Genomic DNA, 15,810 nt, shown 5'->3' on the forward strand with positions numbered 1-15,810 from the left:
AGGATGAGGCAGACCAGGCCGACGATGCCGGGAAAGAGCAGGCCGGGATGGCTGATCTCCGTGCCCAGCCCGGCCAGGGCCCCCAGCAGGAGCAGGAACAGCATCTCGGGCCTGGCGATAGCGGAGAGGATCATCTGCCGCCAATCCATGGCCACCGTCACCGTCTTCTGCCCCTTGAGGCTCAGAGTCACCTCGCTGCCATCGAAGTGCTTGATGGTCTGCCCGTCGAGCTTCTCCAGGAGCTCGGGCACGTCCTTAGCCACCAGGTCGATGAGCTTGGACTCCAGGGCCTCTTTCTCGGTGAAGGACCGGCTCTCCAGAACCGCCTTCTCCGCCATCTCCACGTTGCGGCCGCGGCGGGCGGCCTTGCCGCGGATGTAGGCGGCGGCGTCGGAGGTCACCTTCTTCGACATGACCTCGTCCATCTGCCCCATCCCGGAGACGGGATGGGCGGCTCCCATGTTGGTGCCGGGAGCCATGGCCGCCAGGTCCGCCACCACCGTGATGATGAAGCCGGCCGAGGCCGCGCGCGCCCCTGAAGGGCCCACCCACACCGCCACCGGCGTCCGGCAGTTCAGCATCTTGTCCACGATCTGGCGCATGGCGGTGTCGAGCCCACCGGGCGTGTCCAGGCGCAGGATGAGGAGGGGCGCGCCTGCGGCATCCGCCCTCTCGATGGCCTGGACGACATGACCGGCGCTGACGGCGTGGACGACCCCAGTGAGCTCCACAACCGGGATGTCGGCGTGGGCCGGGACGCACGCGGCCAGCAGGATGACACCCGCGGCCACGCCCGCCCCCGGGGATGCTGGCATGTTCAATCTAAATATAAGAGAATCAATGGGTTCCTGTCAACAAGATCCTTCCCCATCAGGGGCTCTTCCCGGTCCCCGCGGCGGCCAGGGCCCGCCGCGCCTCTTCGTGGCGGGGATCGATGCTGAGTGCTTCTTGGAAGTGCTCCCTCGCGGACGACATCTTCCCGTCCGCGGCCAAGGCAAGACCGAGGTAGAAGTGCGCGTCGGCGTCCCGCGGGTGGTCCCGGAGGACCAGGAGGTACTGCTCGATGGCTTCGCCGCCCCGCCCCTGGGCGACGAGGGCCCGGCCCAGGTTGGTGCGGGCGCTCGCGAGTCGGGGGTCAATCTCGAGAGCCCGGGCGTAGTCGGCCATCGCCTCCCGCCAGTTTCCCAAGAGAGCCTGGGCCAGACCCAGGTTGTTGTAGCTCATGGCGTTGTCGGGTTGCAGCCGGACCGCAGAGGCAAAGTGCTCCGCGGCCTGGCTCCAGTGTCCCTCGCCGGCCAGCAGGTTGCCCCAATTGTAGTGGGCGCTGGCCAGGCGCGGGTTGAGGCGCAGGGCCTCTGCGTAGTGCTGGGCGGCCTCGGTGCTCCGGCCCGATCGGGCATTCAGAAGGCCGAGGTTGAAATGGGCGTCCGCGTCTCCGGGCTGGAGGCGGAGAGCGTCCTCGTGCAGGGCCATGGCCTCCACGGTCCTCCCCTGCCGGGCGAGCAAGACGCCCAGATTGTCATACGCCTGGCTGTAGTTGGGGCGGATGCGCATGGCCTCGCGGTAGTGGGACTCCGCTCCGAGGGCATCTCCGCGCAAGGCCAAGGCCGTCGCCAAGTTGTTCTCCGCCAGATAGTTTCCAGCCGTGACCCGAATGGCGTGTTCGAAGAGGGTGACCGTGTCCCGCCAGAGGTCTACCTGCCGGCGCGTCACGACGACAAGGGCCGCGAGCCAAAGAGCGGCCATCACCCCAAGCGCCGGCTTGCCATAGCGCCAAGAGCCCACGGCCTCGGCAGCTCCCCACGCGACGATGAGCGACAAGCCGATAAGGGGAAGATAAGTGTAACGGTCCGCGCGCGCGTGCACCCCGGACTGCACCAGACCCAGGACGGGCAGGAGCATTCCTAGGTACCAGAGCCAGCCCACGATCCCATAGGGGTGACGCCTCCGCTCCCGCAGCGCTTCCCCGGTCCCCACGAGCAGGAAGGCGACGGCGGCCGCCACGCTCAAGAGGGAAAGGCGACCCTCGGGATGCGGATAGACCACGGCCAGGGGTTGCGGCCAAAACATCTTCCCCGCGTACACCAGGTAGCTGTAGAGCGCGTTCGTGATCCGGGCGTCCAAGGGGAGGGCGTCGAGCTCGGTGATTTGACCCCGGCGCCAGAGAGGCACGTAGGTGATCAGGAGAGAGAGGCCGCTCAAGCCGAAGAGGGGGAGCTTCTCCAGGACCCGAACGTGAAGCGGCGTCGCGCCGCGGCCGAGCGGCCAGTGGTCGAGCAGGAGAAGAACGAAGGGGATGGTGAGGAGCATGGGCTTGGCCATCAACCCCAGACCCAGCATGAGGACCACCATCGCGTAGCGAACGCGGTCCGGCGACCGCGCATACCGTGCGTAGGCGCCCAAGGTCAGGATCCCAAACAGCCCCGAGAGCACGTCCTTGCGCTCGGTGATCCAGGCCACGGATTCCACGCGCAAGGGATGCACGGCGAAGAGGGCGGCCACAAAGGCACTGCGCCATCCCGCACCGGTCATTCCCTCCAAGACCAGGAACAGGAGGGCCGCGTTCAGCGCGTGGAGGAGCAGGTTGGTAAGATGGTGCCCGGCGGGGTTGAGCCCGAAGAGCTCTATGTCGACCATCCGCGAGAAGACGGTCAGGGGGGCCCAGTAGTCCGCGTTCGGAGAATCGAACAGGAGGCCGGCGCCGAGCCCCCAGCGCATACCCTGCCCGCTCAAGCCGTCGCGGATGTGGGGGTTGGCGGAGACGTAAAGAGGGTCATCAAAGCCGATGAAACCGCACTTGAGGACGCCCGCGAAGGCCAGGAGGCTGAGCAGTGCGAGGGCCAGAGCGACGAGAGTGCGGCGCCTCGTTGTCATGAGCCGCCCATTCCCGCTAAGCTACCAGGGCCCCGGGGAGGTCGCCGGAGGGCGCGCGCCCTTCAAAATGGCAACGGGGCCGCCGGATTCGGTGATAAGATTTGGGTCTGGGCAGGAACACGTATCTTTCGCGGAAAGGATAGCATGTTCGGAACGCTAGGCGGTCCTGAGCTCTTTCTCATCCTGGTCATCGCCCTCATCGTGTTTGGACCTCGGAAGCTCCCCGAGATCGGGAAGAGCCTGGGCCGGATGATGATGGAGTTCAAGAAAGCCTCCAACGAGTTCCGGCAGACGATCGAGAGCGAGGTGGAGGCCGACAAGCTGCGCGAGACGGCAAAAAAGGAGTCCGGGACGGAGCCCGTGACCCCCAGCCCGAGCACCCACCCCGCGGATGCGGGCGCGCCCCCCGTCGAAGCGCACCCTGTCCCCTCCCCGGCCGTGAGCCGCGAGGCCGCGCTGCCACCCGTCGAGCCGAAGTAAAGCCCGCCCTCGGCACTCGGAGCGGTCCCTAGCGCATGGCTCGCCCCCATCCGGACAAGATGTCGTTCCTGGAGCACTTGGATGAGCTGCGCACGCGACTCGTGCGCATCATCGTGGCCCTCTGCGTGGGCTTCGGAATCTGCTGGAACTGGCGGGAGGAGATCTTCCACCTCATGACCGCACCCCTCCGGGCGGGAGGGTTCAAGGAGCAGTTCATCTACACGAGCCCGGCGGAGGCGCTCCTCCTTTACATGAAGATGGCCTTTTTCATGGGGATCTTCGTGGCCTCCCCCTACATCCTCTGGGAGATTTGGTCCTTCATCGCCCCCGGGCTCTACCGCCACGAAAAAGCCTACGCCCTGCCCTTCGTGGGCATGGGGTCACTCTTCTTCATCTTGGGGGCCGCCTTTGGCCACTTCTTCCTCTTCCCCCTCACCTTCCAGTTCCTAGGCCAGTTCGGGGGGACGGACATGAGGTTCCTGCCCAAGATCAACGAGTATTATTCCTTCTACTCCTGGTTCCTGCTCGGCTTGGGCCTCGTCTTCCAGATCCCCGTCATCATCTTCGTTCTCGCCCGGATCGGCCTCGTGACCCCGCGCTTCCTCCTCAAGGGCTGGAAGTGGGCGGTGCTCGGTTCCTTCATCGCGGCCGCCTTCATCACCCCCACCCCCGACATGGTGACGCAGACCGCCCTCGCCGTTCCCATGATCGGCCTTTACCTGCTGGGGGTGCTGGTGGCCTGGCTCTTCGGGCGGGCGCGGGTGAAGGAGAAAGACAGGGTCAGCGAGGGACCCGAAAGCTGACCCGGGCGCCGAGGACCGCCTTCTCGCGGCGGGCCTGTCCGGCGTTCAGTTCCACGACATAAGCTGCCCGCCGCAGGGGTTGATACACGGGGCAGGGGTCGGCGGTGCAGGGAGGTACCGCCTCCGCCTCGTGGACCACGCGGCCCCCTTCGTCGAGCCAGAGGATGTCAATCGGGAACTTGCAGTTCTTCATCCAGATGCCGTGGAAGTCCAGATCGTCGAAGACGAAGAGCATCCCCCGGTCCGGGGGGAGGGACGATCGGAACATCAGACCCATCGCGCGGTCGTCGTCCTTGATCATGACCTCGGCCTGGAGCACCTTGCCGGAGGGGAGGGTCAGGGGTATCACGGCGGGAGCGGCCGAGGCAGCGCCCACCGCGCACACGAGGGCGAGAGCGGTGGCGGCCAGACCGGAGGACGGGGCGCACGGCATCGATGCCGATCGTACCATCCCCGCCGAAGCGCAGCCAGGAGGCGCTCGGGCGGCTAGGAAGGGCTACTTGCGGACCTTCCCCGTCATGGGCACAAAGCGCACGGGAATGGCCCGCCTTTCTTCATAGGCGGCGCCGCGCCGCGTCATCACAATCAGCTCTTGGTCCTGGTCTCCCAGCGGGATCACCAGGTGCCCGCCGTCCTTCAGTTGCTCTTTGAGGGGCTCGGGCACCCGGGGGGCGGCGGCCGTTACCATGATGGCGTCGAAGGGGGCGACCTCGGGCCAGCCCAGGTAGCCGTCACCGGGCCGTACGGTGACGCTTCCGTAGCCCAATCGAGCCAGACGCTCCTTCGCCTCTTCGGCCAAGGCGCTCACGATCTCGATCGTGTAGACCCGGCTTGCGATCCGGGCCAGCACCGCCGCCTGATAGCCGGAGCCGGTACCGACCTCCAGGACCGTCTCCCCCCCCTTGAGGCCCAGGGCCTCGGTCATGAAGGCCACGATGTAGGGTTGAGAGATGGTTTGGCCCTCGCCAATGGGCAGGGGATGGTCGTCGTAGGCCTCGCTCCTGAGGGAAGGGGGGACGAAGAGGTGGCGGGGGACCTGGCGGAGAGCGGCCAGGGTGAGGGTGTCGCGCACACCCCGGGCCTCGATCTGCTCGGACACCATTCGGTCGCGGGCGCGCGCGAAGGCCCCTTCCTCGGCGGCGTCGGGCGCGGACGCGCTGGAAAAGGTGGTCAAGGCTAGGTACCACGCGAGCCAGGGCACCACACGGACGACCCCATTGCTCGGAGTCGGCGTCCTCGACGTGCCGTTCGCGCTTCCCACGGCGTCCCCCCCATGCCGGCGGGCTCTAGCCGCTCCACGCGCCTTTACGTCCGGCCCTCCTCGCCGTAGCGCCCGTCATGAGGGCGAGTCAGGTGGTGATGGTACTACGGGGGATGCCGGGTCGGAACCTGCGCCCGGGGCAGCTTCCGCCCGTTCGCCAACAGGTGCCTCGCCTCGCGCCCGCTCCCCGGCCCCGACGGGTCCGGGGTCGGCCCCGCTAGTGTCCAAAAGGCGCCGCGCGGCGCGGTTTCTAATAGGCCTGGGCGAAGTACACGTCTCGGGGTGAGGGCTTGCCGCAGCGGACGCAGGCCCCCGGCGCGCCCTCCCCCTCTAGGGGGATGACCCGAACCGTGGCCCGCGTCTCTTCCTTGATCTTTGCCTCGCAGTCCGCCGCGCCGCACCAGCCCGTCACCAGGAAGCCCCGCTTCTGGGCCATGACCGTCTTGAACTCGTCGTACGTCTTGACGCGGCTCGTGTTCTCCGCCAAGAACTTCCGGGCCTTGGCCAGGAGGTCGACCTGAATCTGCTCGAGCAGCGCACGCGTGTGGGAGGGGAGGTCGACCCGAGGCACGAAGGCCTTCTCCCGCGTGTCTCGCCGGACCAGAACGCACTGGTCCTTCTCGATGTCCTTGGGGCCGATCTCCAGGCGCAGGGGCACCCCCCGCATCTCCCAATCCGCGTACTTGAAGCCCGGCTGTTGATAGTCGCGGTCGTCCAGGTGAACCCGGATTCCGGCCCCCCGGAGCGCCGCCTGGACCTCCCGCGCCTTGGGCAGGACGGCCTCGCTCCAGTCCCCTTTGCGCGGAGGGATGGGGACGATCACGACTTGGTGGGGAGCCACCCGCGGGGGGAGGATGAGCCCCGCGTCGTCCCCGTGGGTCATGATCAGGCCCCCGACCATCCGGGTCGACGATCCCCAGGAGGTCGACCAGGGTTTCACCCGCTGCTGGTTCTGGTCCAAGTACTCGATGCCGTAGGCGGTGGCGAAGTGTTGGCCGAGATTGTGGCTGGTGCCCGCCTGCAGGGCCTTGCCGTCGGACATCAAGGCCTCGATGGCGTAGGTCCGCAGCGCCCCCGCGAATTTCTCGCTCTCCGACTTGCGGCCCCAGATCACGGGCATGGCCAGGATCTCCTCGCAGAAGCTTCGGTAGACGTGAAGCATCTTCAGGGTCTCCTCCTCGGCCTCGCCCTCCGTGGCATGTAGGGTGTGGCCCTCCTGCCAAAGGAACTCCGTGGTTCGCAGGAACGGCCGCGTCACCTTCTCCCAGCGCATCACGTTCGCCCATTGGTTGATGAGCACGGGAAGGTCCCGCCAGGAGCGCACCCACTTCGCGTAGGTGGAGCAGATCATGGACTCCGAAGTGGGGCGGATGGCGAGGGCCTCCTCCAGCTCCTCCCCCCCACCCATCGTCACCCAGGCACACTCGGGGGAGAAGCCTTTCACGTGTTCCTTCTCCTTCTCCAGGAAGCTCTTGGGGATGAGGAGGGGGAAGTAGGCGTTGACGTGACCGGTCTCCTTGATGCGCCGGTCCATGTCCGCCTGCATGTGCTCCCAGACCGCATAGCCGTAGGGTCGGATGATCATGCAGCCCCGGACCGGTCCGTAGTCGGCCATCTCCGCCTTCAGGACCACGTCCAAGTACCACTGCGAGAAGTCCTGGCTTTTGGGGGTGATCTCCTTGAGGACGCGCTCTTTCTCCATTGGGTCTATTTCTCCGAGGTCGCGGGGCGGGCCCCGTGCCTCCTCCACTGGTGCGCGAAGGCGTGCAGGGCCTCCAGGTTGCGATTGCCGGCGGGGAGCTGGACGAGGGCGCCGAGAATGAGGGCGCCATAGACGTACAGGATCTCCCCCCGGATCGAGGGGACCACGAACTGCACGAACCAGAGGACGAAGAGGATGATGGCCTCCCCCGCCGAGTATCGCATGTTCAAGAGCAGGAGCATGCCCAGAACCGACTGCAGGATCGTGAGCAGGATCTCCTGGCGCTGCATAACGTCGAAGGGAACCGCTCTCACCGCCCCCACGCTCAGGCTGTAGACCAGAGGGATCATTCCCGCCAGCACCGTCCACTGGTTGATATTGGAGGAGACCAGGTTCATGAGGGCGAGCGGGGCTTGACGGACGGTGGAGGCCCAGCGGAAGGCCGAGACCTTCTCCGGAAACTCCGTAAGGAAGGGGGCCACCCACTGGATGAACACGAACTCGCTGATCCCGCCCGCCAGGGCCAGGGCCTTCAGGCTGTCGACGAAGGGGTGGATGACTAGGTAAAGGAGGATCCCGCCCCCCAAGAACAGGGAGGTGATGGCCAGCCCCCGGAGCCCGGGCCGCAGGGACATCACGGTGCGGGGGACAAGGTCCAGCGTGTCCGCTTCCCCGTGTTCCTTGGGGGGTATCCGGTTCAGGACGTAAAGGTAGGCGATGTAGATACCGACCAGGATCGCCCCGTCCCAAACCGAGAGGCTCCCCTTCCACCAGACGAAGAAGAAATAGAGGATCGGAAGCAGGAGGCCGATCACCTCCACCGAATGCTCCTCGTCCAGCACTATCTCCTTCAGCCATTTTCCGGTGCGGCGCCGGTGCACCACCGAAGCCACGAAGAAGATCATCGGCCAGCCCAGGCCCACGAGCAGGCGCAGGCTGCCCGTGAAGTTGGCGGTCATGTCGGGCACGTCCTGGCGCCAGGCGATGTCGGCCTCCACCGCGAACTCGGGCAGGGTCTGGAGCCAGGCCAGGATGGCCAGGGCCAAGCCTTGGCTCATGAAGAACTGCGCCGCCTCCGCTCCCCAGGCGACGATGAAGGCCGAGGCCAGGACGCAGGGGAAGGTCCACAGGGCGGAGGCCGCTCCCGCGGCCTCACCGGAGCGGTTGAGCGCGGTCTGGAGGCTGGCCCGAATCCCGCTCAGCACTTCGTTCCCGCCGGTACCGGGACCTCCACCTCCACGAGGCGCGCCCCGGCCGCGTCCAGCCAAGTGTGCCCGCGGAAGCGGGCATCGCGGGGGGAGGGAAAGTCGGTCCGAAAGTGAGCGCCCCGACTCTCCTCGCGGAAGAGCGCGGAGCGGGCCATGGCCCGGGCCACCTCCAGGAGGTTGCGGGTCTCGGCCGCGGCCCGATCCGCGGGCGCGCCCGTCGTCTCCCCGCGCGGGCTCTCGAGGAAGGCCAAGAGGTCGCGGAGCCCGGGGCCGTCCCGCTCGAGCCCTAGGCCGGCCCAGGCCCGACCGCGAATCTCGTCGCGCAGGGAGTCGGGGACCGACGCGGGCCGAGGGGGGTCGTGGGGCCGCTCGCGGCTCGGCAACGGAGGCCCGGCCTCCTCCGCCATGGCCTCCGCCGCCCTGGCCCCGAAGACCAGGCCCTCGAGGAGGGAGTTGCTGGCCAGTCGGTTCGCGCCGTGTACCCCCGTGCCCGCGCATTCCCCCGCCGCATAGAGGCCGGCCAGGGTTGCCCGACCCTGAAGGTCGGTGGCCACTCCTCCCATGACGTAGTGGGCGGCGGGCGTCACCGGCACCGGGTCGGACGTGATGTCGACCCCATACCGAAGGCACGTGGCATGGATCCGGGGGAAGCGCGTCCGCACGCGCTCGGGGTCCAAGTGCCGGAGGTCCAGGCTCACCGGACCCCGCCCCCCCCGCGCCTCGCGCGCGATGGCGCGGGCCACTTCATCCCGCGGGCCCAGCTCCTCCGTGAAGCGCTCGCCGGCGGCGTTCCTCAGGTAGGCCCCTTCGCCCCGGACCGCCTCTGAGATGAGGAAGCGGGGCGCCCCCGGCAAAAAGAGCGCGGTGGGATGGAACTGCACGAACTCCATGTCCAGCAAGGCCGCCCCTGCGCGCGCCGCCATGGCCATACCGTCCCCGGTGGCCACGGGCGGGTTGGTGGTCTCCGCGAACACCTCTCCGGCTCCCCCCGTGGCGAGGAGGGTCATCCGGGCCAAGACCCGAGTCAGGGTTCCCTCGTCGGTCACGAAGGAACAGCCCACGACGCGCCCGTCCCGAACCTCGAGGTCGGTCGAGCAGGCAAAAGAGCGCACGAGGATAGTGGGAGTGCGTCGGGTCTTCTCGAGCAGAGCGCGCACCATCTCCCAGCCGGTGGCGTCGCCCAGGGCGTGCAGGACCCGGTTCTTAGAGTGGGCGCCCTCCCGGGTGAAGTGGAACTGACCCCCCGCGCGGTCGAAGCGGGCCCCCCAGGCCGCCAGCTCGCGGATCCGCTCCGGGCCCTCCTCCACGAGCACGCGCGCGGCGGCCGTGGAGACGATCCCCCCGCCGGCTCGGAGGGTGTCCGCGAGGTGCCCCTCGGGATCGTCGTCCGCGGCCAGAGCCACGGCCACCCCGCCCTGCGCGTATCCGGTGTTGCTCTCGGTGGGCTGGTCCTTGGTCACCACCAGCACGCTGCCGCGGCGGGCCAGGCCAATGGCTGCCCGCAGCCCGGCGACACCCGAGCCCAGGACCAGGAAGTCTACGCGGATCACCTCTCCCGACATGTCGCTCCGCCGCGCGCTCAAAGCCTCGGATTCTACCAAACAAACGCGGAGGAGCAGAAACTCCGCCCGGCCGGTCATTTGGAGCTGTGCTATCCTGCCGCTCCATGATCGAGATCCCGGTCGAGCTGGGGGAGAGGCGGTACCCCATTGCGATCGGCCACGGCTTGGCCCGGATGCTTCCCGACCTCTTGGGCCCGCTCGCCGACCGGCGCATGGTGCTCGTGACCAGCCGCCGGGTCTGGAGCCTTCACGGCCACCAGCTACAGAAAACGCTCAGCGCCCGGGGCCGGTTGAGCCGGGCCCTGATTCCGGATGGGGAACGCTACAAGTCCCGGGCCACTCTCGACAACCTGCACGACGCGTTCGTGGACGCCGGCCTCGGCCGCGACGGCTTGGTGGTGGCGGTCGGAGGCGGGATGGTGGGCGACCTGGCCGGCTTTGCCGCCGCGACTTACATGCGGGGAGTACCCTGGGTCGTGGTGCCGACGACCCTTCTCTCCATGGTGGACAGCGCGGTGGGGGGCAAGGTCGGGATCAACCATCCCCGGGGCAAGAACCTCATCGGCGCGTTCCATCAGCCGCGGGCCGTGGTGGCCGACCCCGCCTTCCTGGAGACGCTGCCCGCGCGCGAGGTGCGCAGCGGTACCTACGAGATCCTGAAGTGCGGGATCATCGCGGACCGCGCGCTCTTCAAAGCCGTGCACAAGGCCCCCCCCGCGCTTCGGGGCTGGAGCCGGGTGGAGATCGAGAGCGCAGTGGCCTCGGCCTGCCGGATCAAGGCCGAGGTAGTGGAAAAGGACGAGCACGAGAACGGCCTGCGCCGCGTGCTGAACCTTGGCCACACCATCGGCCATGCCCTGGAGGCCGCCACCGGCTACCGCCGCTTCACCCACGGCGAAGCCGTGGGCTGGGGCCTCCTGGGCGCGGCCTGGATCGCGCGCGAGCGGGGCCTCCTGGCCCCCGCCAACTTCGACGCCATCGCCTCCGCCGTCGACCACCTCGGCCCCCGGCCCCGGGTCTCCGACCTCTCCCCCGAGCGCATCCTGGAGGCGGCCTCCCGCGACAAGAAGGCGCGGGGGGGGCGGATGGTGTTCGTGCTGCCCAGCAGCGTGGGACGCGTGGTCTTGCGGGGGGACGTGGCGAAGACGGAGGTTCGGCGGGCCTTGAAGATCATGGCGGCCCGGGAGGCCTTGCTCGGCTGACGATCAAGCCTGATCGCTCAGCAGGAGCATGAGCACCGCCTTCTGCACGTGCAGGCGGTTCTCGGCCTCGTCGAGCACCACGGACTGGGGGCCGTCGATGACCTCCGCCGCCACCTCCTCGCCGCGGTGGGCGGGAAGGCAGTGCATGAAAACGGCTTCCGGGGATGCGGAGGCCATCATCTCCGCCGTGACCGTGAACCCCTCGAAGGCCGCCTGCCGCGCCTGGGCCTCGGCTTCCTGACCCATCGACGCCCAGACATCGGTGTAGACCACGTCCGCTTCCGCCACCGCGGAAAAGGGGTCGGACGTGACCTCGGGGGCGGGGACACCCAGCTTCTGGGCCTCCCGGGTGGCGCTCTTGACGACGAGCTGGTTGGGCTCGTAGCCCTGGGGAGAGGCGACACTCATGCGCAGCCCCAGCTTCACCGCCCCGAACATGAGCTCGTGGCAGACGTTGTTGCCGTCGCCCACGTAGGCGATTTTCAGGCCTTCCAGGCTTCCCCGCTGCTCCCGGAGGGTGAAGTAATCGGCCAGGGCCTGGCAGGGATGGAGCAGGTCGGAGAGCCCGTTGATCACGGGGACCGTGCTGTGCCGGGCCAAGTCCAGGATGTCCTGGTGCGAAAAGACCCGGGCCACGATGCCGTCCACGTAGCGGGAGAGGACGCGGGCCGTGTCCGCGATCGTCTCCCCGCGGTGGAGCTGGATGTCGTTCGCACTGAGAAACAGGGCCGTCCCGCCCAGCTCGAACATCCCCACCTCGAAGGAGACCCGGGTTCGGGTGGACGGTTTTTGGAAGATCATGGCCAGGGACTTGCCCTGGAGGACGCCTCCATAAGCGGGGGGGTCCGCCTTGACCTGGGCGGCCAGATCGAAGACCTCGCCGAGCTCGTCCCGCGAGTAGTCCTTGAGGGAGACCAAGTGCTTCTGATGCATGGGCTTAGAAGTTCCTCAGGGCATTCTCGAGATCGGGCACGCCGATCTCCGGGAGCTCGTCGCCGACGCCCCGGGCGCGTTTGGAGGTCCGGATGACCCGGCGCGGATCGGGCTCACGATGATCACGAGGCCTACTGGGGTGCGCTCGGCCCCCTGCGGAGCAGACCACCTTCTTTCGACTTTGGGCATCTGAGCAGCGGCAAAGGCCACGACCTTGGAGGTTGGATGGCCGCGGAGAGCGGTGTTGACGCTGTGGGAGCCGCGCCCCGCGGCTCCCAGGATGATGCTCCCGACGCCCAAGCCGTCTCTCCTTTTCCGTTCCGCCATCATAAGGGCCGCCTTCCCGGCGAGTCAACGAGTGGCCGGATTCGTGCTTCAATGGGAGCGGCATGCGGATCGCGGTCGTCATCCTCGCCGCCGGCGAAGGGCGGCGCATGGGGGGGCCCAAAGCCCTTTTGCATGTGGGGGCATCCACGTTCCTGGCCCGCACCGCGGCCCTCCTCGCCCGGCCCGGGGTGGCGATCCGGATCGCCGTGCTCGGCCACGAGGCGGACCGCGTGCTCGCGGAGAGCGAGATCCAAGAAGAGGTGACGATCGTGCGCAACCCCCGCTACCGCGAGGGCATGCTGACCTCGGTCCTCACCGGGCTGGAGGCGGCGGAGGCGGCGGGGGCGGAGGCGGTGCTGCTGCACCCCGTCGACCATCCGCTGGTGGGGACGGCCACCGTCGATCGCGTGGTCACCGCTCTGGAGATGGGGGCCAAGGTCGTGGTGCCGAGCTTCCAGAACCGACGGGGCCATCCCGGCGGCTTCGCCCGCGACGCCTGGAAGGACCTGCGCGGAGCCTCCCCCGACCGCGGTGCGCGCGCGGTGCTCGCGGATCACCCCGAGTGGGTGGTCCACGTGGAGGGAGATGCCGGCTGTGTGGCCGGGGTGGACACGCCCGAGGACTACGAGCGCCACCTCCGGTGAGCTCGCTCCCCCGCTTGGCTCGGAATCGGCCGTCACCTATGATCGGCGCGGCAATCCTTCTGTGCCCCGGGGAGACGAAGACCGCATGAACATGAAGGTGACCACCGCGCGCGCTTCGGCTCTCGCCTTTCTGACCGCCGCCGCCACCCTCTTCCTCCAGGTCCTCGTCCACCGCATGGTCTCCGCGAAGCTGCTCAACAACTATGCCTTCCTGGTCATCTCCCTCACCATGCTGGGCTTCGCGCTGTCGGGAGTGATCCTGAGCTTCTTCCTGCCGCGGTTCCTGGATCGACTGGGCGACGCCAATGCCCTTTGCGCCGCCCTCTTCACGATCAGCGTGGTGGGGGCCTCGATGGCCTTCTATCGGACGGACACCGCCGCCCAGATGGGGCTCACCCGTCCCGGCTTCGTCGCCGCCTTCTTCCGGTGGATGCCTTTCGCGCTGCTCTTTGCCGTCCCCTTCGCTTGTTGCGGCTTGATCTTGGGAAGCCTCCTCGCCCACCCGGACCTCTCCGCCCGCCGGATTTACTTCGCGGACCTCGTCGGCTCGTCGGTGGGCGCTCTTGCGGTGATACCCGCCATCAGCGGGGTGGGAGTCGAAGCGAGCCTCCTCTGGGCCTGTCTCCTACTCCTTGCGGGCGCGGTCATCCTGACCCGCCCCCGTTCCTGGTTGGCCTGGGCGGCCGTCGCGGGGGCGGGCGTCGTGCTCGTCGTGGCTGCGCTCCGATTCGACCGCATCTTCGACCTCTACTACCCCGACGGAACCATGCTCTCCGACACCCGCAACCCGAGGAGCGGGGTGGTGCTCGAGCACGCGGCGTGGGATCCCCTCGCCCGTATCGAGGTCTCCCGGATCCGCCCTCCCGATCCCGATCGCTGGCCCTTCCCGTCCCTGCTCGGCAGCAACCGGGTCTTCCTCGCCCGCTTCCAGCGCATGCTGACCCAGAACAACTACGCCTACACCTATGCCGTCAACTACGACGGCCGCCGGGAATCACTGACCGGCATCGAAGAGACCATCTACTCCGCCGCCTACCACGCCACCTCCGCGGCCGCTCCCCGCGTCCTCATCATCGGGGTGGGCGGAGGCTTCGACGTCCTGAACGCCCTCTACTTCGGCGCTTCCGAGATCACGGGGGTGGAGGTCAACGCGGCCACGGTGGGAATCCTCACCCGCACCTACCGCGAGTACTTCCGGAGTTGGGTCGAGGATCCCCGCGTGCGCCTGGTCCAGGCCGAAGGCCGCTATTTCCTGGCCTCCAGCGACCGCCGCTACGACATCATCCAGCTCTCGGGGGTGGACTCTTTCAGCGGCACCCCGGGGGCGGCCCACGTCTTTTCCGAGAACTATCTCTACACCGCCGAGGCCTTCGATCTCTACCTCTCTCGCCTGGCCGAGGACGGCATCCTGCACATGATGCGGCTCGAGCACCCCCAGCCCCGGGAGATGCTGCGAGCCCTGACCACCGCGGTGGGGGCCCTGCGCCGGGCCGGAGTCGCGCGACCCGCCGACCACATTCTCATGCTCACCGCCACCCAGGGGAACATCACGTCTCTGCTCGTGAAGCGGACTCCCTTTCGGCCCGCGGAGAGGGCTCGGCTCCAGGACTGGGCCGAGCGAAGCCTGTTTTTCGCGGTCTCCGCCGCGCCCGACCGCAATGAGGGCCGGGCCAACGCGTATCAGGGCTTTCTCGCCCTGGCCGATCCCCAAAAGGAGCGCGCCTTCATCGCTCTTTACCCGTTCGACATCTCACCCACGGACGATGACCGGCCCTTCTTCTTCCGCTTTTCGTTCTGGTGGCACGTCTTTCCTGCCGACCCCCTGATTTGGATCAACACCCCCGTGATGGAGTACAGCCTCATCCTCCTTGTGGCCGTGATCAGCCTGGCGGTCTGGGTCTGCATCTACCTCCCCCTCCGCCATTTCGCCGGGCAGGGGCTCAGAAGCCGCGCCGCCGGCCGCTACGGGCTCTTCTTCGCGGCCACCGCCATCGGCTACTTGGCCATCGAGGTCGCCCTCCTCCAGAAGTTTGGGCTCTTTCTCGGTCACCCCAACTACGCGTTGTCCGTGGTCCTGGCCGCGCTCCTCTTCACCACGGGGCTGGGATCCCTCTACTCCGCGCCCCTGGTGCGCGCCCTGGGGGGCTTGCGCTTCGTGAGCTACACCCTCGCGGGAGTCGTTCTTCTCGAGCACCTCCTTCTGATCCCCCGCCTCCCCGGCCTCCTGACCCTGCCCTTCGGCCTTCGGGCGGGGATCGTTTTCCTGCTCGTGGCCCCCATCGGGGTCTGCCTGGGCACCTTCGTACCCACCGCCCTGGAAGAGCTCAAGCACACCGCTCCCGCCTTCGTGCCCTGGGCCTGGGGAATCAACGGCATTTTTTCCGTGGTGGCCCCGGTGCTGGCGGTGGGTCTCTCCATGACCTGGGGGATCTCCGCCCTGCTCCTGGCCGCCCTCCCCGTCTACCTCATCGTTGGCTGGAGCTTCCCCGGGCCGGAACCGACCTCCTGACGGTAGTCCCGCGACCTCCGTGGTAACATGTAGGGTTCGGCATGGGCCAGGAGGCCATCCCTAAGCACCATGGAGCTTCGCAACGTCGCCATCATCGCCCACGTAGACCACGGCAAGACCACCCTAGTGGACACCATGCTCCGGCAGAGCGGAATTTTCCGAGCCAACCAGGAACTCGTCGAACGCGTAATGGACTCGAACGACCTGGAGCGCGAGCGAGGCATAACCATTCTGGCCAAGAACACGGCTCTGTTTTTCCACGACACCAAGATCAATATCGTGGACACCCCCGGCCACAGCGACTT

General features: G+C 67.9%; 14 protein-coding genes. 6 read left to right on the forward strand and 8 right to left on the reverse strand.

The window, feature by feature from the left end; genetic code table 11:
• Both VN461_00300 and VN461_00305 read right to left on the reverse strand, forming a co-directional pair.
• Positions 1–815 (reverse strand): nodulation protein NfeD (locus tag VN461_00300; GenBank protein HXB53195.1); only part of this gene is annotated, 815 nt, incomplete at its 3' end.
• Positions 816–870: 55 nt separating this feature from the next.
• Complete coding sequence (locus VN461_00305) at positions 871–2,874, reverse strand: tetratricopeptide repeat protein (protein ID HXB53196.1); 2,004 nt, start codon at positions 2,872–2,874, stop codon at positions 871–873.
• Positions 2,875–3,018: 144 nt separating this feature from the next.
• On the opposite strand from VN461_00305, the gene tatA reads away from it, so the two are divergent.
• Together tatA and tatC are read left to right on the forward strand one after the other, a co-directional pair.
• Positions 3,019–3,354 carry a twin-arginine translocase TatA/TatE family subunit gene (gene tatA, locus VN461_00310; GenBank protein ID HXB53197.1) on the forward strand — a complete coding sequence of 112 codons (336 nt, stop codon included), beginning with the start codon at positions 3,019–3,021 and terminating at the stop codon, positions 3,352–3,354.
• Positions 3,355–3,389: 35 nt separating this feature from the next.
• A complete protein-coding gene (gene tatC, locus VN461_00315) occupies positions 3,390–4,157 on the forward strand; it encodes a twin-arginine translocase subunit TatC (protein ID HXB53198.1) in 768 nt (255 codons plus the stop codon).
• Here the strand turns inward: tatC and VN461_00320 are convergent.
• From VN461_00320 to nadB, 5 genes are all read right to left on the reverse strand, one after another.
• Positions 4,135–4,590, reverse strand: coding sequence for a DUF192 domain-containing protein (locus VN461_00320; protein ID HXB53199.1), 456 nt, complete (start codon positions 4,588–4,590; stop codon positions 4,135–4,137). The two genes, tatC and VN461_00320, sit on opposite strands and share 23 nt — an antisense overlap.
• A gap of 63 nt (positions 4,591–4,653) precedes the next feature.
• A complete protein-coding gene (locus VN461_00325) occupies positions 4,654–5,358 on the reverse strand; it encodes a protein-L-isoaspartate(D-aspartate) O-methyltransferase (GenBank protein HXB53200.1) in 705 nt (234 codons plus the stop codon).
• Between the two features lie 310 nt (positions 5,359–5,668).
• Entirely contained in the window at positions 5,669–7,120 is a 1,452-nt protein-coding gene (proS, locus tag VN461_00330) for a proline--tRNA ligase (protein HXB53201.1), read from the reverse strand.
• 5 nt (positions 7,121–7,125) lie between these two features.
• Positions 7,126–8,325, reverse strand: coding sequence for a hypothetical protein (locus VN461_00335; protein ID HXB53202.1), 1,200 nt, complete (start codon positions 8,323–8,325; stop codon positions 7,126–7,128).
• The gene (nadB, locus tag VN461_00340) at positions 8,319–9,911 is read right to left on the reverse strand and encodes an L-aspartate oxidase (protein ID HXB53203.1); all 1,593 of its coding nucleotides are present in this window, start codon (positions 9,909–9,911) and stop codon (positions 8,319–8,321) included. Before nadB ends, VN461_00335 begins: the two co-directional genes overlap by 7 nt.
• 83 nt (positions 9,912–9,994) lie before the next feature.
• Between nadB and aroB the strand changes: the two genes are divergently transcribed.
• Positions 9,995–11,092: a 3-dehydroquinate synthase gene (aroB, locus tag VN461_00345; GenBank protein HXB53204.1), complete on the forward strand. Its 1,098-nt coding sequence runs from the start codon at positions 9,995–9,997 to the stop codon at positions 11,090–11,092.
• 3 nt (positions 11,093–11,095) lie between these two features.
• Here the strand turns inward: aroB and argF are convergent, their stop codons facing one another.
• Entirely contained in the window at positions 11,096–12,025 is a 930-nt protein-coding gene (gene argF, locus VN461_00350; protein HXB53205.1) for an ornithine carbamoyltransferase, read from the reverse strand.
• Between the two features lie 389 nt (positions 12,026–12,414).
• Between argF and VN461_00355 the strand changes: the two genes are divergently transcribed.
• The 3 genes from VN461_00355 to VN461_00365 form a co-directional block, all read left to right on the forward strand.
• Positions 12,415–12,996 carry a nucleotidyltransferase family protein gene (locus VN461_00355; GenBank protein HXB53206.1) on the forward strand — a complete coding sequence of 194 codons (582 nt, stop codon included), beginning with the start codon at positions 12,415–12,417 and terminating at the stop codon, positions 12,994–12,996.
• 85 nt (positions 12,997–13,081) lie between these two features.
• Positions 13,082–15,505 carry a hypothetical protein gene (locus VN461_00360; GenBank protein HXB53207.1) on the forward strand — a complete coding sequence of 808 codons (2,424 nt, stop codon included), beginning with the start codon at positions 13,082–13,084 and terminating at the stop codon, positions 15,503–15,505.
• A 69-nt stretch (positions 15,506–15,574) separates the two neighbouring features.
• Positions 15,575–15,810: GTP-binding protein (locus VN461_00365; protein HXB53208.1), on the forward strand; the 236-nt coding region annotated here is incomplete at its 3' end.

Source organism: Vicinamibacteria bacterium (assembly GCA_035570235.1).
Taxonomy (GTDB): domain Bacteria; phylum Acidobacteriota; class Vicinamibacteria; order Fen-336; family Fen-336; genus DATMML01.

Coding starts and splice junctions, on each gene's coding strand:
- aroB (HXB53204.1), top strand. CDS start 9,995: ATGATCGAGATCCCGGTCGAGCTGGGGGAGAGGCGGTACCCCATTGCG.
- tatA (HXB53197.1), top strand. CDS start 3,019: ATGTTCGGAACGCTAGGCGGTCCTGAGCTCTTTCTCATCCTGGTCATC.
- tatC (HXB53198.1), top strand. CDS start 3,390: ATGGCTCGCCCCCATCCGGACAAGATGTCGTTCCTGGAGCACTTGGAT.
- VN461_00355 (HXB53206.1), top strand. CDS start 12,415: ATGCGGATCGCGGTCGTCATCCTCGCCGCCGGCGAAGGGCGGCGCATG.
- VN461_00360 (HXB53207.1), top strand. CDS start 13,082: ATGAACATGAAGGTGACCACCGCGCGCGCTTCGGCTCTCGCCTTTCTG.
- argF (HXB53205.1), bottom strand. CDS start 12,025: ATGCATCAGAAGCACTTGGTCTCCCTCAAGGACTACTCGCGGGACGAG.
- VN461_00320 (HXB53199.1), bottom strand. CDS start 4,590: ATGCCGTGCGCCCCGTCCTCCGGTCTGGCCGCCACCGCTCTCGCCCTC.
- proS (HXB53201.1), bottom strand. CDS start 7,120: ATGGAGAAAGAGCGCGTCCTCAAGGAGATCACCCCCAAAAGCCAGGAC.
- VN461_00305 (HXB53196.1), bottom strand. CDS start 2,874: ATGACAACGAGGCGCCGCACTCTCGTCGCTCTGGCCCTCGCACTGCTC.